The organism is Porphyromonas gulae (assembly GCF_000765945.1).
Lineage (GTDB): Bacteria > Bacteroidota > Bacteroidia > Bacteroidales > Porphyromonadaceae > Porphyromonas > Porphyromonas gulae.
In genome coordinates this window covers 183,214-202,762 of record NZ_JRAT01000002.1, presented here as the reverse complement: position 1 = coordinate 202,762, position 19,549 = coordinate 183,214, and the positions used below count along the sequence as shown (strand labels likewise).

Annotated in this window: 15 protein-coding genes and 1 tRNA gene; 10 read left to right on the top strand and 6 right to left on the bottom strand. The window is 48.2% G+C overall.

The window, feature by feature from the left end; all coding sequences use genetic code 11:
• Positions 1-47: 47 nt before the first annotated feature.
• The 3 genes from HQ49_RS01165 to HQ49_RS01155 form a co-directional block, all read right to left on the bottom strand.
• Complete coding sequence (locus HQ49_RS01165; protein WP_039417929.1) at positions 48-2,600, bottom strand: adenosylcobalamin-dependent ribonucleoside-diphosphate reductase; 2,553 nt, start codon at positions 2,598-2,600, stop codon at positions 48-50.
• A 272-nt stretch (positions 2,601-2,872) separates the two neighbouring features.
• On the bottom strand, positions 2,873-4,255 hold the full coding sequence (gene xseA / locus HQ49_RS01160) for an exodeoxyribonuclease VII large subunit (protein ID WP_039417928.1): 1,383 nt from the start codon (positions 4,253-4,255) through the stop codon (positions 2,873-2,875).
• A 43-nt stretch (positions 4,256-4,298) separates the two neighbouring features.
• Positions 4,299-4,766, bottom strand: coding sequence for an Lrp/AsnC family transcriptional regulator (locus HQ49_RS01155; protein ID WP_018965672.1), 468 nt, complete (start codon positions 4,764-4,766; stop codon positions 4,299-4,301).
• Between the two features lie 296 nt (positions 4,767-5,062).
• Here HQ49_RS01155 and HQ49_RS01150 point away from each other — a divergent pair, with 296 nt between their 5' ends.
• The 8 genes from HQ49_RS01150 (at position 5,063) to HQ49_RS01110 (ending at position 13,791) form a co-directional block, all read left to right on the top strand.
• A complete protein-coding gene (locus HQ49_RS01150; protein ID WP_039417927.1) occupies positions 5,063-6,250 on the top strand; it encodes a uracil-xanthine permease family protein in 1,188 nt (395 codons plus the stop codon).
• Positions 6,251-6,274: 24 nt separating this feature from the next.
• Positions 6,275-6,925 carry a hypothetical protein gene (locus HQ49_RS01145; RefSeq protein WP_039417926.1) on the top strand — a complete coding sequence of 217 codons (651 nt, stop codon included), beginning with the start codon at positions 6,275-6,277 and terminating at the stop codon, positions 6,923-6,925.
• A 22-nt stretch (positions 6,926-6,947) separates the two neighbouring features.
• Complete coding sequence (locus HQ49_RS01140) at positions 6,948-7,511, top strand: cob(I)yrinic acid a,c-diamide adenosyltransferase (RefSeq protein WP_039417924.1); 564 nt, start codon at positions 6,948-6,950, stop codon at positions 7,509-7,511.
• Positions 7,512-7,709: 198 nt separating this feature from the next.
• Entirely contained in the window at positions 7,710-9,053 is a 1,344-nt protein-coding gene (gene purB, locus HQ49_RS01135; RefSeq protein WP_039417981.1) for an adenylosuccinate lyase, read from the top strand.
• A gap of 99 nt (positions 9,054-9,152) precedes the next feature.
• The gene (locus tag HQ49_RS01130; RefSeq protein ID WP_039417922.1) at positions 9,153-10,466 is read left to right on the top strand and encodes a pseudouridine synthase; all 1,314 of its coding nucleotides are present in this window, start codon (positions 9,153-9,155) and stop codon (positions 10,464-10,466) included.
• Between the two features lie 31 nt (positions 10,467-10,497).
• Entirely contained in the window at positions 10,498-11,907 is a 1,410-nt protein-coding gene (gene asnS, locus HQ49_RS01125) for an asparagine--tRNA ligase (protein ID WP_039417921.1), read from the top strand.
• A gap of 482 nt (positions 11,908-12,389) precedes the next feature.
• Positions 12,390-13,121: a response regulator transcription factor RprY gene (rprY, locus tag HQ49_RS01115; RefSeq protein ID WP_026292103.1), complete on the top strand. Its 732-nt coding sequence runs from the start codon at positions 12,390-12,392 to the stop codon at positions 13,119-13,121.
• A gap of 106 nt (positions 13,122-13,227) precedes the next feature.
• Positions 13,228-13,791 carry a GNAT family N-acetyltransferase gene (locus HQ49_RS01110; RefSeq protein WP_039417919.1) on the top strand — a complete coding sequence of 188 codons (564 nt, stop codon included), beginning with the start codon at positions 13,228-13,230 and terminating at the stop codon, positions 13,789-13,791.
• A 50-nt stretch (positions 13,792-13,841) separates the two neighbouring features.
• On the opposite strand, the gene HQ49_RS01105 is transcribed toward HQ49_RS01110, so the two are convergent.
• The gene (locus tag HQ49_RS01105; protein WP_039417917.1) at positions 13,842-14,777 is read right to left on the bottom strand and encodes a TIGR01212 family radical SAM protein; all 936 of its coding nucleotides are present in this window, start codon (positions 14,775-14,777) and stop codon (positions 13,842-13,844) included.
• Positions 14,778-14,924: 147 nt separating this feature from the next.
• Between HQ49_RS01105 and HQ49_RS01100 the strand changes: the two genes are divergently transcribed.
• Together HQ49_RS01100 and HQ49_RS01095 are read left to right on the top strand one after the other, a co-directional pair.
• Positions 14,925-17,264 carry a TonB-dependent receptor gene (locus HQ49_RS01100; protein ID WP_052073404.1) on the top strand — a complete coding sequence of 780 codons (2,340 nt, stop codon included), beginning with the start codon at positions 14,925-14,927 and terminating at the stop codon, positions 17,262-17,264.
• A 253-nt stretch (positions 17,265-17,517) separates the two neighbouring features.
• Positions 17,518-17,590 (top strand) — tRNA-Phe (locus HQ49_RS01095).
• A 164-nt stretch (positions 17,591-17,754) separates the two neighbouring features.
• Here the strand turns inward: HQ49_RS01095 and HQ49_RS11825 are convergent.
• Both HQ49_RS11825 and HQ49_RS01090 read right to left on the bottom strand, forming a co-directional pair.
• On the bottom strand, positions 17,755-17,961 hold the full coding sequence (locus HQ49_RS11825; protein ID WP_200879152.1) for a hypothetical protein: 207 nt from the start codon (positions 17,959-17,961) through the stop codon (positions 17,755-17,757).
• 182 nt (positions 17,962-18,143) lie between these two features.
• Positions 18,144-18,857, bottom strand: coding sequence for a hypothetical protein (locus HQ49_RS01090; protein ID WP_039417916.1), 714 nt, complete (start codon positions 18,855-18,857; stop codon positions 18,144-18,146).
• Positions 18,858-19,549 lie beyond the last annotated feature (692 nt).

Genomic DNA, 19,549 nt, shown 5'->3' with positions numbered 1-19,549 from the left:
GGCAGAGGTATTATGTTATAGAAGCGATACCCTGTCGACTTTGTGCTTTATCCGCATTTGGAAGCTCCGCAGCTGGTGCATAGCAGGCAGCCTTCCTGATAAACCAATGTCTCCTGACCACAACTCGGACATACCTGTCCTGAGAGGGTGGTGCCATTGGGGAGGTAACGTTTCAGGGCGCGCTCCACGCCGTTCTTCCATGTATTGATGGATTCGTCGTTCAGCGACATGCCCTGTACGAGATGTACCACCTGCTCAATAGGCATACCGTAGCGCAAGACGCCTGAGATGAGCTTGGCGTAGTTCCAATATTCGGGATTGAACTTGCTGTCCAAGCCTTCGATGGTTACCTTGAAGCCTTTCTTGTTGCAGAACTGGAAGTCGTAGTGTCGTTCGCCGTTTTCGTCCCTGTTCTTGATTATCTTGCCGTGGGTAACGCTCTTCGGTACCATGATACCTTCGTCGTCATCGGCTATACCGGTGAAGATCTCGTAAGGACGTCCATCTTTGAGTCCAACGAAAGCGATCCACTTCTCACGGTTGTTTTGGAAGCGAACTACCTCCGCTTCTAACTCGCGCGGACGGGAGATAAGCATGCTCTGTACCGTGGTCTGGAGAGCTGCCGGCTCCTCTTTCTTGTCTTTCTTCTTCGGCTTGTCGGTGATAAGGACGCCACTGCGCGAACCGTCGCGATAGACGGTACAGCCTTTGCAGCCGCTCTTCCATGCCTCTACATACAGAGTATTGACCAGCTCTTCGGTGACATCGGAGGGGAGGTTGATGGTTACGCTGATGGAGTGGTCTACCCACTGCTGGATACGTCCCTGCATCTTCACCTTAGCCACCCAGTCCACATCGTTGGCCGTGGCCTTGTAGTAGGGCGAACGGGCTACGAGGTCGTCGATCTCTTCGTTCGTGTATTTGCGGTCAGGGTCGTAACCGTTGGTGCGCATCCAAGTGACGAAGTTGTGGTGATAGACAACGAACTCTTCGAAGCTGTCGCCCACTTCGTCCACATAGTCGATCTGTACATTCTTGTCGCTCGGATTCACCTTTCTGCGACGCTTGTAGACCGGCATGAATACCGGCTCGATACCGGAGGAAGTCTGTGTCATCAGACTGGTGGAACCGGTAGGAGCTATCGTGAGGCAGGCGATATTGCGTCGTCCGTACTGCTTCATCTCTTCGTACAGCCACGGATCGGCCTCGCGAAGACGGGCTATAAAGGGATTGTTCTCTTCGCGCTTGGCATCGAACAGTTCGAAGGCACCGCGCTCCTTGGCCATGGTCACAGAACTGCTATAGGCGCAGAGTGCGAGGGTCTTCTGTACCTCTTCGGCAAATTGGGTGGCTTCGTCCGAACCGTAGCGGAATCCCATCGCTGCGAGCATATCGCCTTCGGCAGTGATACCTACACCTGTACGACGGCCGGCAAGGGTCTTGCGGCGGATCTTGTGCCAGAGGTTGCGTTCCGAGGTCTTGACTTCTTCGCTTTCGGGGTCGCTGTCTATCTTGCTCAGGATCTGTTCGATCTTTTCGGCTTCGAGGTCGATGATGTCGTCCATTATGCGCTGTGCCAAAATAACGTGGTTGCGGAAAAGCTCGAAGTCGAAGGAGGCTTCGTTCGTGAACGGGTTCTTCACGTAGGAATAGAGGTTGATAGCGAGCAGTCGGCAACTATCGTAGGGGCAGAGAGGAATCTCACCACAAGGGTTGGTGGAGACTGTACGGAAGCCCAGATCGGCATAGCAATCGGGTACCGATTCGCGAATGATCGTATCCCAGAAGAGCACTCCGGGTTCGGCCGACTTCCAAGCGTTGTGAATGATTTTGCCCCAGAGGGTACGTGCATCGATCTCTTTCTCCCACTTCGGGTCTTTGGCATCGATGGGGTACTGTTGTTTATAGGGCTTGCCTTCGACAACGGCACGCATGAAATCATCGTCGATCTTCACCGATACGTTGGCTCCCGTCACCTTGCCTTCGGTCATTTTGGCATCGATGAAGGATTCGGAATCGGGATGCTTGATGGATACGGACAGCATAAGAGCACCGCGGCGGCCGTCCTGAGCTACTTCGCGCGTACTGTTGGAGTAGCGTTCCATGAATGGGACCAGTCCGGTGGATGTGAGAGCAGAGTTCTTCACGGGCGAACCTTTCGGGCGAATGTGGGAGAGGTCGTGCCCTACGCCTCCGCGGCGTTTCATCAGCTGTACCTGCTCTTCATCGATCCGGATGATAGCTCCGTAGGAATCGGCATCGCCGTCCAAACCGACAACGAAGCAGTTGGAGAGGGAGGCTATCTGAAAGTCGTTGCCGATACCGGTCATCGGACTTCCCTGAGGTACGATGTAGCGGAAGTGATCGAAGAGGTCGAACAGCTCTTGTTCGGAAAGAGGATTGGGATACTTTTTCTCGATGCGAGCTATTTCACAGGCTATACGCTTGTGCATGTCCACAGGGCTTTTTTCGTAGATATTCCCTTGGGCATCTTTCAGCGCATACTTCATTACCCATACTTTGGCGGCAAGCTCATCGCCATCAAAATAGGCAAGCGAGGCTTTGTATGCCTCGTCGAATGTGTACGTTTTGCGTGACATAGTATTTTGTATAAATAACTTCTGTTTGTGTCTGCAATGTTATGAAGTATATATTAATTGGACAATAGGTAAAGGCTTCGTTGTTGAAAAGTTTTCCAATAATTTTTCATAAAATTCTTATTATTAGCATATTGTGATTTTTGTGTTTTGCAGAAAGTTTCCCAAATTTTCGACCCTTGTATTATGAGAGTGGGTGAAAATGAAAATCGGAAGGTGATTTTTGGGCAAAGAAGTCAGCTCGAAGGGGAGAAGTGGATGGGGAGGTTGGGGTGTTATCGTTTCCCCTTTTGAGGTTGATCTACGACGGCTGAGACAGATCCGTCGGCAAATTGAGCAAGCAAGCGATCGCCCTTGTGTAGCTCCGATTGGGAACGGATGGCCTTGCCGTCTTTCAAAACGATGGCGAAGCCACGGCGCAGGGTAGCATTGGGGTGTAGCAGGCGGATGGCCTGTTCGTTGGTTTCGAGGCGTCGATTGTAGCTTTTCAGATTGGCTGCCAGCAGCAAAGGCAGTCGGGCAGCTACCCGATCCAATCGGCCTGTATTTTGTTTCAGCTCGCTCTTCATCATGGCCGGCAGGCTGCCGCTTGCTATTTGGAGTTGCTGAAGTCCGAAGGCGATCCGCTGTTTAGTGGCTAATCGGAGGCGGTCTTCTACGGATTTTATCCGATGGTGTTCTTCACGAACAGATGATTTCAGGATGGCCGGCGTACGGAGCGATAGCTGGGTCAGCCGTTCGTGGCAGTACATCATCATCATTCGGAGTCCTTCGGCTGCACGGGAGCGGAGGTCGTCGATCAATTTCCACTCTTCGCGCTGGCAGTTCACAAGAAAATCGGCCACAGCCGTAGGGGTCTTGAGCGAGCGATAAGCAACGAGATCCACCACCGTCTCGTCCCTGTCGTGTCCGATGCCGGTAAGGATAGGGAGGGGGAAACGTGCACATGCCTGTCCGATGGCAAGCGAGTCGAAAGCTGCCAGTTCGCTCACTGCTCCTCCTCCGCGAATGATGACTACTATATCGAAAGAATCCCGATGGTATGCGATGCGCTCCAAGGCTCCCAACACCGATGCTTCGGTTTGTGCGCCTTGCATCACGGCTTGGAAGAGGACGGGATAGAAACAGAAGTGCTCGGCCGAATGGCTAAGGTGTGCGATGAAATCTTCGTAACCGGCAGCCGCACCGGATGAGACTATGGCAATGCGTTGGATGGGGCGGGGTAGGGACAGGCTGCGATTCAGGTCGTATAGGCCTTGCCGGCGCAGTTCTTCGATGATCTCTTTGCGTTTGCGGGCCATGGCCCCCATCGTGTAGGAGGGGTCTATGTCCAGAATGCGAAGGCTTAGCCCGTATTGCTCATGGTAGGATACGCTTACCAGTACCAGAACGTGGAGACCGGAATCGAATGTTTCGCCCGTTTCTCTCCGGAATCGTCCTGATAATGTGGCATAGTCCGAAGCCCATATCATGGCTTTCATACGGGCTGTCACTTGCGAGCCGGATGTATCCTTGTCCAGCAATTCCAAGTAGCAATGCCCCGATATGCCTACGCGGACACCGCTGGTCTCAGCACTGACCCAGTAGCGTCCGGGGAATCCGCTTTCGAGACAATTTCGGACAGCAGAGGCTAACTGGGTAAGCGTATAGGAGGGCATTCAGCGTATCCGATCGGTGAGGGTATATATAATAGGTATGTGCTTATTGATCTCCTTCGGGTATCTTGATGCCGCGATTGAATCCTTCGGCCAGAGAGATCAGCGTTTCGGTAGAGACGATACCGGGGATTTCTTGGATGGTCGAATTCAGGATGTCCATCAGGTGGTCATTGTCGATGGCGAAGAGCTTGATCAGCAAAGAGTAAGGCCCTGTCGTATAGTGGCACTCCACGATCTCCGGAATGTTGTACAGATGGGGGAGTACATCCTTGTACATAGAAGCTTTCTCCAGACGAACACCTACATAAGTACACGTTCTGAAACCCAAAGACTTCGGGTTGATATGATAGCCCGAACCTGTGATAACCCCCATTTCGATCATTCTTTGTACGCGCTGGTGAACGGCAGCACGCGATACGCCGCATTCTTCTGCAACGTCTTTGAACGGCATACGGGCATTATTGGAGATAATGCTCAGGATTCGCCTGTCGAGTTTGTCTAACCTTTCCATATAATTATAATGGCTAAAAACTGAAACAAATGTATGAAAAAACTTATGTCGGGTCTATTTTCGATTGCTTCGAGACTTGATACTATGAAGCGGTAGGACTTTTAAGTATAAACCCGGGAGGCTTTATAGTATCAAGTCTGTGGCCTTTTAAGTATAATACCCAAGGAGCATCGCGTCCTGCTTATACAACGACAGGTTCGAACTATCGTAAAACAAGCGTGCAACTCAATGGGATAAAGGGAAATGCCATATATTTGCAGGGCTTAAAATCCAGCAAATTATAATCGTTTTTTTATATGGAAACAACCCAACTCTCTCCGCTCCGAAAAGGCATCGTAGGCGTACAGTTCCTCTTTGTTGCTTTCGGAGCTACTGTTTTAGTGCCCCTCCTTGTGGGTTTAGACCCTTCGACAGCCCTGTTTACGGCCGGTATCGGCACGTTGATTTTTCATTTGGTGACGAAAGGGAAGGTGCCTATTTTTCTTGGTAGTAGTTTTGCCTTTATCGCTCCTATTATCAAGGCTACGGAGATGTATGGGCTGTCCGGTGCTCTTTCGGGTATGGTCGGTGTGGCTCTGGTTTATTATCTGATGAGTGCTTTGCTCAAGTGGCAGGGAGTACGTGTGATCCAACGTTTGTTTCCGCCTGTAGTCATCGGCCCTGTCATTATCCTGATCGGACTTTCGCTGGCCGGAGCCGGTGTGGATATGGCACAGTCCAACTGGGTACTGGCTACCATATCGCTTGCGACCGCTGTGCTGGTAACTATGTTGGCCCGAGGACTTTTCAAGCTGATTCCTATCTTCTGCGGTATAGCGGTGGGCTATGTGATAGCCGTTGTTTTCTATGAGGTCGATCTGAATCCTATTCGTGAGGCTGCATGGTTGAGCTTGCCTCAGTTCTCTTTCCCCAAGTTTTCTCTTCCTCCCATCCTCTTTATGCTGCCTGTGGCTATCGCTCCCGTGATAGAGCATATCGGTGATGTCTATGTGGTAAATACGGTCACGGGAAAAGATTTTGTAAAAGATCCGGGTCTGCATCGTACTCTCTTGGGCGATGGTCTGGCCTGTATGGTAGCAGGTCTGCTGGGAGGACCTCCCGTGACTACTTATTCGGAAGTAACCGGAGCCATGGCTCTGACTCGTGTGACGGATCCGATGGTGATTCGTATAGCCGCCCTGACGGGAATTGTCTTCTCTGCTGTTGGTAAGGTCAGTGCCTTGCTCAAATCCATCCCTCCTGCCGTTCTCGGTGGTATCATGCTGCTTCTCTTCGGTACGATAGCTTCGGCCGGTATTGCCAATCTGGTCAATCATAAAGTGGATATGAGTCGGACACGTAATATTATCATAGTGTCCATCACTCTTACGCTCGGTATTGGCGGAGCAGTCATTTCGTTCGGTGGATTTACGATGGCCGGTATCGGTTTGGCTGCCATAGTAGGGGTTGTGCTCAATCTGATTTTACCTCAGGAGCGGGAGTAAGTTATTCTCCAACCGATCTTACCGATGTCTTTTCTCTCCTCTTCATTCCTGTCCGTCAGTGATAGAGTACGCTTGCAGGCATTGCGCTGCGTTCGCTATCTGCTGCATCGTGGAGGACACCATGTTCACTCTCCCTATGTATTTCACCTACTGACACGGGTGGTGGAGGAAAAGACACCGTACTACAGTTTTGACCGTCTTGCATCGGAGACAAAAGAACTTCGGGAGTCAGCCGATTATCGGGGGATTCGCCGTCGCAAGGTATTGGAGCTGATCTTTCGCCTGACGATCTTCAGTAAGGCAAAGCGAGCAATATGCATTTCTACGGGCGATTCCGTTCTGCCGAAATATCTCTCTGCTGCACGACCGGAAATAGAGCTTTTGGCTGAAGATGGCGACAGGTTGATAACGGACTCGAAGCAGGCGGATCCGCTCCTTCTCGTAGTGGAAAGGGATGCTCCTCTGTCTGCTTCTATTCGGCAATGTTTGTCCGGCTCTTTGCCGGATGGCTCTATGGCAGTTTTGTATTGTCCTCGTCGTCGTGGAGAGGTTTTTCGCCTATGGCAAGAGCTTGACAAGAATCCTGCTGCACGGGTTTCGATCGATACGGGCGAATTGCTGATTGTAATTTTTCATCGTGGACTGAACAAGCGGAGCTATAAAGCGTTTCTATAAATAATAAAACGATAGAAGCGATATGTCTAAAAGTATGATATACACCCGCACGGGTGACAAAGGAACGACCAGCTTGGTCGGAGGAGAACGCGTACCCAAATACCACCAAAGGCTTGAGTGCTACGGCACGATAGACGAATTGAACTCATTTATCGGCCTGCTGATGAGTGAGGATTTGCCGGAAGAGGATCGGGATTTTCTGCGTACCATACAGCACAAGCTTTTCACCGTCGGATCCTATCTGGCCACAAATCAGGAAAACAGAGAGCTGATGGTGGAGAGCCGTGTGCATCCCGAAACGATAGAACGCGTGGAGCGAGAGATCGATCGACTGGATGATGCCATCCCCAAGATGACGGCTTTCATCTTGCCCGGAGGCAGCCGTTCTACCTCTTTGGCACACGTTTGCCGTACGGTATGCCGGCGAGCCGAACGTCATATATACCGCTTGAGTGAAGAGGCACTGGTTGAGGAACCCGTGATGCGCTATATCAATCGTCTGAGCGATTATTTCTTTGCTCTGGCTCGAAAAGAGGTTTGGCGTACGACCGGAGGTGAAATTATTTGGGATAAGACCTGCGATTGAGAAAAAAACTGTAGAATCGATTTGGAAGCTTAATAAGAAGGAGTGAGAAAAGGCTTCGGATATTAGGTTTAGTCAGAAAAATCTTTTTTTATCTTTGCTGCTTACAAAATCGGAAGAAATCCCATCCTAATGTCGGCATCGGCTGTCATGAATATGCGCTCTTCTTTCATCGATCCGATTATATCAGAACAAAAACAAATGATTGCTTTCCAAGCCCTGCAAGCCATCTCTCCGATAGATGGCCGGTATCGCAACAAAGTAGAAGCACTTAGTCGCTATTTTTCAGAGGAATCTCTAATTCGCTATCGTGTAAAGGTGGAGGTGGAATACTTCATTGCCCTTTGCAATGAATTGCCTTCGCTAAAAGGTGTCTGTCCTCCGTCTTTAGAGGAAGAGTTGCGTCGTATATACCAAGATTTCAGCGAGACGGATGCCGTACGTGTAAAGGAGATAGAGGCGGTAACGAATCATGATGTCAAGGCAGTGGAGTATTTCCTCAAAGAGCGGTTCGAGGCCATGGGGATACAAGATGCCAAAGAATTTATCCACTTCGGTCTGACCTCGCAGGATATAAACAATACGGCTTTCCCGATGATGATACGCGAGGCAATGACCGAGGTTTACATGCCCGCTTTGCAGGAGTTGGTGGAGCAGCTTCATGCTTATGCTCTTCAGTGGAAAGATGTCCCGATGCTGGCCAAAACACATGGACAACCGGCATCGCCCACTCGCTTAGGAAAGGAAATAGAAGTATTCGTCTATCGCTTGCGTAAGCAGATCGGCCTGTTGCTGGCAGTACCTCATTCAGCCAAATTCGGTGGTGCTACGGGCAATTTCAATGCCCATCATGTGGCTTATCCTGAGCATAACTGGAGCGATTTTGGCCGTCGGTTCGTAACTTCTCTCGGGCTTGAAAGAGAAGAACTCACTACACAAATATCCAACTACGACAACATGGCAGCCTTATTTGATGCCTGCTGTCGAATCAATGTGATACTGATCGACCTCTGCCGTGATTTCTGGCAGTATATTTCGATGGAGTACTTCAAACAGAAGATCAAGGCCGGTGAGGTCGGTTCTTCTGCCATGCCCCACAAAGTGAATCCTATCGACTATGAAAATGCCGAAGGCAATCTGGGTATTGCGAATGCCATATTTGAGCATTTGTCACGCAAATTGCCTATTTCACGCTTGCAACGGGACCTGACGGATTCCACCGTACTCCGTAACGTGGGTACTCCTTTGGCGCATTCTCTCATAGCAGTCACGAGCATAGCCAAAGGGCTTTGCAAACTGCTTCTCAACGAAGCTGCTCTTGATCGGGATTTGCAGAACAACTATGCCGTGGTGGCTGAGGCCATACAAACTATTCTTCGCAGAGAAGGGTATCCCAATCCATATGAAACATTGAAGGCTCTGACGCGTACGAATGAGGCGGTGACAGCCGAATCTATTGCACGTTTTATCGAAGCATTGGATATTGATGAAGCCGTGAAGGAGGAAATGCGCCGCATATCTCCTTCTAATTACGTGGGAATCTGAAATTTTCATATTTTCGTAACCCAAAGAGTCAAAAAGACAAATTCATAGTTTGCAACCGTGAGGTTGTATGTGTAAAATCTAAGCAATAATCTATCAAAGATGACAACTGAAGAACGCGATATTTTCGCAGATACGAGCAAGGATGATATTTCTCCTTCGGAAAAGCACATAGAAAAACCTACGCCTTTCCGTTCGTCAAGAATGAGTTCAGGGGGAGGCTTCAGACCTACTCCCAGAGTAGGGGCTACATCCAAACCCGAGCCGACTGATCAATTGCAACAGCGTAAACGAAGAGTACGTATCGGTGAGCAGCAGAGTAGCCGACCACAATCGTACAGACGTGATGATTTCTCCGGAGGGGAGGGAAATAACCGCTCTGAAGCTCCTTCGTACAATAATCGATATGGTCGGGACGGGCAGCGTACGACTTATCCGGCTTCATACCGCCAAAATGAAGAGCGTGGGCAGAGACGCGACAGGCATTTTGAGAAAGAATACGATGCCAATCGTGCTATGGATAGCGAGCGTATGCGTGGATCGGGATCATCCTATCCCCGTCAGTTTCGGGATACGGAAAGGTCGATGTATTCGGGTGGCAATAGAACACTGACACTTCCACAGCAAAAGAAGAAAAAGAAACAGCCGAAAGCTCTGATCGTGCCTGTAAAGTATCGTGAGGTATTAGCTGATCCGAATGAGCCGATCAGGCTGAACAAGTTCCTGAGCAATGCCGGTGTTTGCTCGCGAAGGGAAGCGGATCTACTGATCGAAAAGGGAGAGATCACGGTCAATGGAGAAGTCGTGACCGAACTCGGCAGAAGAATTACACGTCAGGATGAGGTAATCTACAAGGATAAGAGAGTGGAAATAGAGAGCAAGGTCTATGTACTGCTCAATAAGCCTAAAAATTGTGTTACTACCTCCGACGATCCCGAATGCCGTACTACGGTAATGGATATAGTGCGATACGCCTGTCCTGAAAGAATATATCCGGTAGGTCGTTTGGATAGAAATACTACAGGTGTGCTCCTGATTACTAATGATGGCGATCTTGCCTCTAAGCTGACCCATCCGTCTTTCAAGAAGAAGAAGATCTACCACGTGTGGCTCAACAAGGATGTAAGCATTGAAGACATGCAGAAAATAGCCGATGGGGTGGAGTTGGATGATGGTGAGATACATGCCGATGCCATCAGTTATGTAAAAGAAGACGATCTTTCGCAGGTAGGAATAGAGATTCATAGCGGACGGAATCGTATTGTGCGCCGTTTGTTTGAGCATCTTGGCTATCGCGTTGTCAAACTGGATCGCGTTTATTTTGCCGGACTGACCAAGAAGAATCTGCCCCGTGGAAAATGGCGCTATCTGAATGAGCAGGAGGTGAATAATCTTAGAATGGGAGCTTTCGAATAATATAAACATAAATAATGAATAGTATTATACAATGGATAAGAAGATGAAAAGAACTAGAATCGCAGACGCCCTCCATGGAGAGCTGGTCGGCCGAGAAATCAACATCAAAGGATGGGTACGCACCAAGCGCGGCAACAAGGCTGTGAATTTTATCGCTCTCAATGATGGTTCTACGATTCATAATATGCAGATCGTAGCAGATCTTGCTTCCTTCGATGCTGCACAGATGTCTCAGATTACCACGGGTGCTTGCATCGGTGTTATAGGCACTTTGGTCGAATCTCAAGGAGCAGGCCAGTCCGTGGAGGTACAAGCGTCAGCTATTGAGATTTATGGTACGGCTGATCCGGCTACTTATCCGCTACAGAAGAAAGGCCATACGTTGGAGTTTTTGAGAGAGATTGCACATTTGCGCCCACGCACCAATACTTTCAGTGCCATCTATCGTATCCGACACCATATGGCTATCGCCATTCATACCTTTTTTCATAACAAAGGGTATTATTACTTCCACGCACCTCTTATTACGGCCAGTGACTGTGAAGGAGCCGGACAGATGTTTCAGGTGACAACGCTGAACCCTGATTCTCTCCCTCGAACGGAAGAGGGGCAAGTGGACTATCGTAAAGATTTCTTCGGCCGTCATACCTCATTGACCGTTTCAGGACAATTGGAGGGTGAAATGGCTGCTATGGCTTTGGGGGGTATTTATACTTTCGGCCCCACGTTCCGTGCAGAAAATTCCAATACACCGCGTCACTTGGCTGAGTTCTGGATGATCGAACCGGAAGTCGCATTCCTTGAGATAGAGGATAATATGGACTTGGCGGAAGAGTTCATCAAATATTGCGTACAGTGGGCTTTGGATAAATGTATGGATGACATCAGTTTCCTTTCTGAACACTTTGACAAAGAGCTGATCGATCGTCTCAAGTTTGTACTCGAAAAACCATTTGTTCGTTTGGCCTATACGGAAGGTATTCGTATTCTGGAAGAAGCCGTCAAGAATGGTGTAAAATTTGAATTCCCTATCTATTGGGGGGCAGATTTGGCCAGCGAACACGAGCGTTATCTGGTTGAGGTGCATTTCAAGACACCGGTTATCATGACGGACTACCCCAAAGAGATCAAGAGTTTCTACATGAAGCTGAATGATGATGGAAAGACTGTCCGTGGTATGGATGTACTTTTCCCGAAGATCGGAGAAATCATCGGTGGCTCCGAGCGTGAAGCCGACTACGACAAATTGATAGCTCGTGCTAATGAAATGGGAGTGCCCGAGAAAGATATTTGGTGGTATCTCGACTCCCGTCGTTATGGTACTGCACCGCATAGCGGCTTTGGTTTGGGCTTCGAACGCCTGCTGCTATTTGTAACGGGAATGAGTAATATCCGAGATGTAATTCCTTTCCCACGGACGCCGAACAACGCGGAGTTTTAGAGAAGACTGTTCAAAAAAAGTATAGACAAAAGGGTGTGCCGTTGTGGCATGCCCTTTTGCTTTTTGTCATAAGCTTTTTGCTGATTAGGATTCTGTTTGTTTCGACAAAAAATGGTGAAATCATATTCATGGAGGAGATTTTTCAGATTGTTTTTCGTCGAATTTGTTTCTAAAAGCAAGATTATTCACAAGAAAGCGTTTATTTTGCAACTTGTTATAAAAACCTTATGCGATCAGTCCTGAAGAGAGTATTCTGTCTTTTTGCTTTATGAAGATAGAGCCGTCTATAGAGTATATATTGTTTTATTTTTTTCTTTGGACAGAACAATTAAACGTAAATTTTCGTTCTTATAGAGTGGGGATATAACAGAATAGAACATTTGAGGCGAAAAAAGAGCATGCGCACCACCAATCTCCAGTAAACTGGAGCTTCTTTTGTAGCCCATTAATATAAAAACAACTATTTTTTGGAGGAGAAGAAGATGGAAGAAAAAACAAGAATCTTTCTCTGTGAGGACGATAGTAATATCGGACCGCTCTTGAAAGAATTTCTCGAGACGAAAGATTACATCGTCGATCTTTATGGTGATGGAGAAGAGGGTTATTCCAACTACGTCAAGAATTCGTATGACATTTGTGTGCTCGACATCATGATGCCGCGTAAGGATGGCATCACGTTGGCACAGGATATACGGTTGATCGATCCGGATATGCCCATTATTTTCCTTAGTGCTAAAGCGAAGAAAGAAGATATTATCGAAGGATTCAAAATCGGAGCTGACGATTATGTCACCAAACCTTTCAGTATGGAAGAGTTGGCTATGCGTATCGAAGCCGTACTGCGACGCTCTGGTGCACGTTCGAACAAGTATATGCTCTACTACCGTATCGGTAAGTACTTGTTCGATACTCAGAAGCAAACCATCGCGATCGATGATCAGGTGACTCGATTGACTACCAAAGAAAACGAGCTGTTGGCCTTGCTTTGTGCCAATGCTAATGAAACCCTTGAGCGTAACTATGCCCTGAAGACGATATGGGCGGATGACAACTATTTCAATGCAAGAAGCATGGATGTTTATGTCACGAAGTTGCGCAAGCTCTTGAAAGGTGATTCTCAAATCGAGATCAAGAATATTCACGGAAAGGGCTATAAGCTGGTGACTCCGCTCAAAGAGAAGGAGTTACAAGAGGAGCTGATCAAAGAGGTCTAAAGAGCAACTTTCCGCCCCCTCTCAGTCTGGAAAGAGAATGAGGCTGTGCAGTATCCTGCTGTGCAGCCTTATCTATTCCTGATACATATTATTAGTACTAAAAACAATGCTTCGATTTTCTGACTTAAAGTCTTTCTCCGATGCAGATCGATCTGCAGTTATCCGATATGTATGGGAGCTGTACACGACTTCGTTTCCTGCAGAGGAGAGACGCTCGTATGACAATTTCTTACGTACGGTTCTTTCAGACCCATCTTGCAGCCTCTTTCTGATCGGGGAGCGTGATGTAGCGGAAGAGGCCAAAGGTTTTATCATTAGCTGGACTTTGTCGCCCGAATTGTCTTTTATCGAGCATTTTGCCATCGCTCCCGAATGGAGAAATCGTAATATAGGGCAGACTGCCATAGAAATGATGACAGCATTGGCTCTGTCCTCGGATTCATGTGTACTGCTGGAAGCTGAGCCTCCCCTGACGGAGATTGCCAGAAGACGAATAGGCTTTTATGAAAGAGCCGGATTCGAAATTATTGATGCCGACTATACACAGCCTCCGTATGAAGAGGACGGTAGGGGAGTGCCGCTGTATTTGATGGCTTATAATAAGGGAGAGATTGACGCGAAGAGTGCAACGAAATTGTTGTATGGAACGGTCTATAATTGTCCCCGTTAATCAGCCTTTGGCAAACGCACCGATTCTCCTGTAGAAATAGCGGAGGGAAATTATCCTTTCCAGTGCCGTCCCTGTATGATATTGCGTTCTTGAATGCGACGACGGATCAGGTGTGTGAACTCATGATTCTTCAATCCCCATTTCGGCATCAGGAGAAGTTCGGCCGGAGACTGTGATACGAAACGTTCAAGCACAATATCAGGACGCAGGCGTTCGATGAAATCAAGACACAGGTCGATATATTCCTCCTCGGAGTAAAAATGAAAGTCTGAGGGATTCTCTGCGTATTCTTTGGCCATGGCCGTACCTCGGATGATTTGCAGTTGATGCAACTTCAGCGTGGTCACGGGCAATGCCGATACCTCGTCAGCGTGCCTGAGTATATCCACCCTGCTTTCCCCCGGTAGTCCGAGGATCAGATGCACACCTACCGGCAATCCCGCCTTAGCCGTTCGCTCGATAGCTGCCATACTATCCGACCAGAGGTGTCCGCGATTCACCCGCCGGAGAGTGCTGTCCAGCGTACTCTCTACACCATATTCCACGAGAACAAATACTCTTTCCGACAAATCCTTCAAGTAGGACAAAAGGGAATCCGGCATGCAATCCGGTCGGGTACCTATAATAATGCCTACTACATTGGGGTAGTTCAGGGCTTCTTCGTACTTGCGGATGATCTCGGCTTGCTCTCCATAAGTATTGGTATAGGCTTGGAAATAGGCCAGGTATTTCATCTGAGGATACTTCCGAGCGAAGAAAGCTATCCCGTCTCTTAGCTGTTCCGACACGGAGTGGTGTCTCATGGCGAAGGCAGGACTGAAGGTCTGATTGTTGCAATAGGTACAGCCACCCCATCCTTTCAGTCCGTCTCGGTTGGGACAGGTGAAGCCTGCGTTGAGGGTAATCTTCTGTACCTTATAGAGTGGAAATACCTGCCGGAGGTAGTCGCCGAACTCTCTGTATCCTTGGCTTGGAGCTGTCATCATTAGACCAAAGATAGCGGATATTTTACCCTATTGATACAAAGCCATGCCAACCCATTCTCTTTTCACCGCGCTCTTTGCTGTAAACGAATTGGTGTAGGAGGCGAATCTCTATTTTCAGGCCGACAAATTCCAATAGATTATTCCCTTATGAAGAAAAAGCTGTTTGCCATTTGCCTCTCTTTGATCGGTTTTCTGCCCTGTATGCAGGCTTCCACGGTTCATACCGAAGCGATCGAAAAAGAAACGGATAGTTTGTATTCACACATCTTGGATAAAGTGGTTGTCCTCTCTACCGGTACATTCATCAAGGAGACCAACGCTCTGATGAAGCTACCGGGGGCATATTCCATCCTGAACACCCGTCTTCTGGAGCAGTCCCGCATCACGTCCATTCCTGCATTGACGAGCTATGTGCCCAATCTTTATATACCCGAATACGGCTCCAAAATGTCGTCAGCCATGTATTTAAGAGGGGTAGGGGCTCGCAGTAGCGGACAGACCATTGGTATATATGTGGATGGAGTGCCGTATTTGAATAGAAGTTCCTTCAACTTCGAGTTGGCCGACGTGCAGGGAGTACAGATCCTTCGTGGCCCTCAGGGTACTCTGTATGGCAGAAATGCCATGGCCGGCGTGATCAACGTCCATACCCGATCCCCGTTTGCCCCCAAGCGAACCGAGCTGACAGGCGGTGCAGGGAGGAATGGCTTCTACAACTTCAAGGCCAAAGGCAATCTGCACATCTCGGAACGTATGGCCTTGGCTTATGCCGCCTATGCGGACAAAGCGGACGGCTACAATCGTAACGACTTCACCGGCAAATGGGCTGACAGGGAGAGCAATATCGGCGGACGTCTGAAGTTGGAAATGCACCTGGACGAAACCCTGCAAATGTCGCTTGGCGCGGATTATGACTTCGGCGATCAGGCCGCATTTCCTTATCGCAAATATGACGAAAACACGGGCGTGCTACACCCCGTAGACTATAATGACGAAGGACACTACCGCCGGCATATACTGACGTTGCGATTCCTGCTGAATAAAAAGTTTGTCCCCTTCACCATCAGTTCCGCCACGGGCTTCCAGTACTTGAATGATGAGATGAACATGGATCAGGACTATACCCGGCTCGATTTGTTTGCCATTACACAGCGACAAAAGAACCATAGCCTGACGCAGGAATTTGCCCTGCGGGACAATTCTTCGGGTCGCTATCATTGGAGTGCCGGCCTGTTCGGATTCTATGATTACAATTCGCTCGACGTTCCTATCCTCTTCAAGAAAGATGGCATCCGCACCATGTTGCAGACGCAGTTCGACAAACTCAATGCCATGCCTCAAATCCCTGTCATCCTCACGGCGGATATGTCGAGCGATCTCACCCTTCCCGGACACTTCGATCGGCCTACGCTCGGTACCGCCCTCTTCCACCAGTCCACGATAGACGACCTGTTCGTTCGCTCTCTTTCTGCCACCATCGGACTCAGGCTGGACTACGAATACCAGCGATTCGACTACTCCGAATCTGCTTCCTATCCGATATTCGTTACGGTGAAAGCCACCGGCCAAACCTATCCCCTCAGTGTGCCGAGTGTGATGGAGGGCAGGGAGTCGAAGGCCACGTGGGAACTACTACCCAAATTCTCGCTCAAATACGCTCCGTCGGCTGACCTGACTACTTACTTTTCGATGGCAAAAGGTTACAAAGCCGGAGGATACAACGAGCAGGTCTTTGCCGACCTCATCATGCAACAGCAGCAAAGTGATCTCATGTCCGCCGTCATGAACCAACCGCTCAAACCCGTGGTGGACAACGTGGAGCAGACGATCTCCTTCAAACCCGAATACAGCCACAGTTACGAACTCGGCTTGCACTGGAAGCCGCAGAAGCGGAAACTTGCCCTCGATGCCGCCCTCTTCCTTACCGACACGCGGGACCTCCAGCTCACCAGATTCGTGGACAACGGTACGGGGCGCATGATCGTCAATGCCGGACGCTCGCGCAGTATCGGCTTGGAGACTTCGCTCCAAGCCCTCATCATGCAGGGACTGACCGTTACGGCCAATTACGGCTTTGCCCGTGCCGAATTTGTCGATTACACCGTGGAAAAGAAAATAGGCGGACAAGTGGTTTCATTCGATTACAAAGGCAAACGCGTTCCTTTCATCCCCTTGCATACCTATGCCTTGGTGCTCCATTACGATAGGGCCTTCTCCGGCTCGCTTATCGATCGTCTCTTCTGTACGGTGGATTTCAATGGAGCCGGCTCCATCTATTGGAAAGAGGACAATACCGTCCGCCAACCGCCCTATCTGATACTGAACGGACGCATCGGTATCGGCATGGGCATGGCTACCCTTTCGTTTTGGGGACGCAATTTGACGGATACGGACTACACCGTCTTTTATTTCGAATCTTTGGGCAATAAGTTCAAGCAGCAAGCCAAACCGCTGCGCTTCGGCCTCGAATGCACATTCACTCTGTAATTCTACTTTCATGTAGAACCGAGTTGTGTAAAATTGGATCGTTGATCCGATTTGAAGCAATTCAGACCGAGAAAATCGAATCTGACCGAAATCGTACACTCGGAAGAAATCGGAACTTCAGAAACCCTTTCGTAGTCTTAATCCTAAATTTATCGTAACATCATGCTTGATACCGCATCGGGAAAGAAAAAAACAGTGCCAAAATTTGGTGGTATCAAATAAAACGCTCATCTTTGCACCCGTCAAGAGACAAGGTGCCATAGCTCAGTTGGTAGAGCAAAGGACTGAAAATCCTTGTGTCCCCGGTTCGATTCCTGGTGGCACCACAATAAATCCTGAAAACCAAGGACCTACAAACCAAGTACACGAAAGTGTACAAGAAAACGCCCCGAAATACAGCATTTCGGGGCGTTTCTTTTATCATGTTGAACCTCTGTCAGGTATTTTCCTTTTTCTTTTTAGTAGCCTTTTGATTAGGCTCCTAATTGGGTTATGAAATAAGTATATCGAAACCGTAGGCAGGGTTACCTACGGCATTCTGAGTCTTGGTGTACTTCTTGTTCAGTAGGGTGCGGATACCTCGCCAATCAACACAAGCATTGATTTGGCGGAGAAAGGAGTGCTTCATCCGGTCGCGACGAACCTGAGTATATACTTGTAGAAAGCCGGGAGCTTGTTCGGTTGGTTTAGTTCCCATGTTGATACAGTTAATTATGTGTAAATATGCTATTTATCAGTGATGTATACAACAACCACAACCCCTAAAAGACGCAAAGTGCCGTGCAATGGTCTCTACTAATGAAAAAAACAGGGCAGACGTCTATCAATTAGCGTTGCCCTGTTTTTTTAGTCTTGTTTTAAAGAGGTTTCCGGTCTCTCTTACCACTGTAGGATGTGGTAGCTGATGCCCACGCCGAGGTAGGGGCCTACAGCAGGTACAATGTCTTTGCTTACGAGGTCGTAGCCCGGCATAAAGCCGATACCGGCCTGAATACCGAATCCCCATCTCTTGCGATTGCGATACTTCGTAATGGAGGGGTCGATAAAGCTGTTGAGCTTGCTGAATGTCACGTTTTCGTTCTTGCTGCGAGCGATGATCTGATAGTCTTTTGTGAAATAGACTTCGAGCGGAATGTCCAAGTTGTATGTGAATTGTTGCAGACGGATATTGTCCCGATGTATGCGAACGAGGCTGTTGGCATTGATGGTCTGATCGGAGAAGGGGATATTTACCAGACTGTCTAACGTGTATTCGATGATCTTGTCCTGATAAATGGTGTCCGTCACGACTACGCCTATATCGGAACCAGTCAGAATTTTCTTTTGCAGTTTCTTTTGCAATGACCGGATATTCTCATACATCTCATTGTTCAGTTCTCTCAATTCGCTGATAGTGGCGATAAACGATTTCTTTTCCGCATAGAGATTTCCATTGGCATCTTTGAGGTAACGAATGGAGTCCAATGCTGCTTCCACATTGTGCTGAGCGATCCGCAGCTTGTTACGTACATTTCTATTCCACAAGAAAGAAGTGATAAGCAGTATGGCGAGTACTGCGATGATTGATCCGATGATAATGTTCTTTTTGTTCATATCCTATTCCGTTTAGTTGATTAATAATAGTTATCGAATTCTGAATGAAAAATTTCGTTTAGGAGATGTCAAAATAATTTTCAGAGCAGTGGCTGTATCCGAAGTGAATCAGGCAATGATTATCACCATCAGTAGCAAATGATACCGGATAAGACAAAATCTACAACTTAATTTGTCCATAAGCTTGCTAATATCGGTTCCTTTTACGCAAATCTGATAAAAAATAATGTGAAAAGCAATTTTTTGTTGAATAAATTTATTCATTGTAAATCCCGGGGCTTGAGTAGCCGGCTTGGGGAGGAATCCCTTTGCAATTCATCATCATGGATTTCCTTCAATCTCCGGTGTAGGACGCCTCATAATCAAAGACATCATGGTGAGTGCAGGTGGTCTTGCCTCGTTGTATGGGATGTTCGGTACTATAATATGTTAGGGCCGAATAGATCGAATACGAACGACAGTGGGCTGTGCCGCAATGAACTTTCGCTACAGCCCTTTTTGAATTTGACAAAGGTGCCGACAGGGGAAATTCTATTTACTCTATAGCTACCGCTACGTGCTGAATAAGTCGGTAGCCGGAGTTGTCAAGGAGCAAATGATATTTATATTTGTTTGTATAAAAGGGGGAACCGATTAGGGAAAATAGACGTCAGAATCTCGATCTTCTTTGGAGTGCATCCAATGTTGCAGAT

Bases quoted from the DNA above. Each gene is read 5' to 3' on its own strand.
- HQ49_RS01140 (WP_039417924.1), top strand. From the start codon at position 6,948: ATGTCTAAAAGTATGATATACACCCGCACGGGTGACAAAGGAACGACC.
- HQ49_RS01090 (WP_039417916.1), bottom strand. From the start codon at position 18,857: ATGAACAAAAAGAACATTATCATCGGATCAATCATCGCAGTACTCGCC.
- asnS (WP_039417921.1), top strand. From the start codon at position 10,498: ATGGATAAGAAGATGAAAAGAACTAGAATCGCAGACGCCCTCCATGGA.
- HQ49_RS01130 (WP_039417922.1), top strand. From the start codon at position 9,153: ATGACAACTGAAGAACGCGATATTTTCGCAGATACGAGCAAGGATGAT.
- purB (WP_039417981.1), top strand. From the start codon at position 7,710: ATGATTGCTTTCCAAGCCCTGCAAGCCATCTCTCCGATAGATGGCCGG.
- xseA (WP_039417928.1), bottom strand. From the start codon at position 4,255: ATGCCCTCCTATACGCTTACCCAGTTAGCCTCTGCTGTCCGAAATTGT.
- HQ49_RS11825 (WP_200879152.1), bottom strand. From the start codon at position 17,961: ATGGGAACTAAACCAACCGAACAAGCTCCCGGCTTTCTACAAGTATAT.
- rprY (WP_026292103.1), top strand. From the start codon at position 12,390: ATGGAAGAAAAAACAAGAATCTTTCTCTGTGAGGACGATAGTAATATC.
- HQ49_RS01110 (WP_039417919.1), top strand. From the start codon at position 13,228: ATGCTTCGATTTTCTGACTTAAAGTCTTTCTCCGATGCAGATCGATCT.
- HQ49_RS01150 (WP_039417927.1), top strand. From the start codon at position 5,063: ATGGAAACAACCCAACTCTCTCCGCTCCGAAAAGGCATCGTAGGCGTA.
- HQ49_RS01155 (WP_018965672.1), bottom strand. From the start codon at position 4,766: ATGGAAAGGTTAGACAAACTCGACAGGCGAATCCTGAGCATTATCTCC.
- HQ49_RS01145 (WP_039417926.1), top strand. From the start codon at position 6,275: ATGTCTTTTCTCTCCTCTTCATTCCTGTCCGTCAGTGATAGAGTACGC.
- HQ49_RS01100 (WP_052073404.1), top strand. From the start codon at position 14,925: ATGAAGAAAAAGCTGTTTGCCATTTGCCTCTCTTTGATCGGTTTTCTG.
- HQ49_RS01165 (WP_039417929.1), bottom strand. From the start codon at position 2,600: ATGTCACGCAAAACGTACACATTCGACGAGGCATACAAAGCCTCGCTT.
- HQ49_RS01105 (WP_039417917.1), bottom strand. From the start codon at position 14,777: ATGATGACAGCTCCAAGCCAAGGATACAGAGAGTTCGGCGACTACCTC.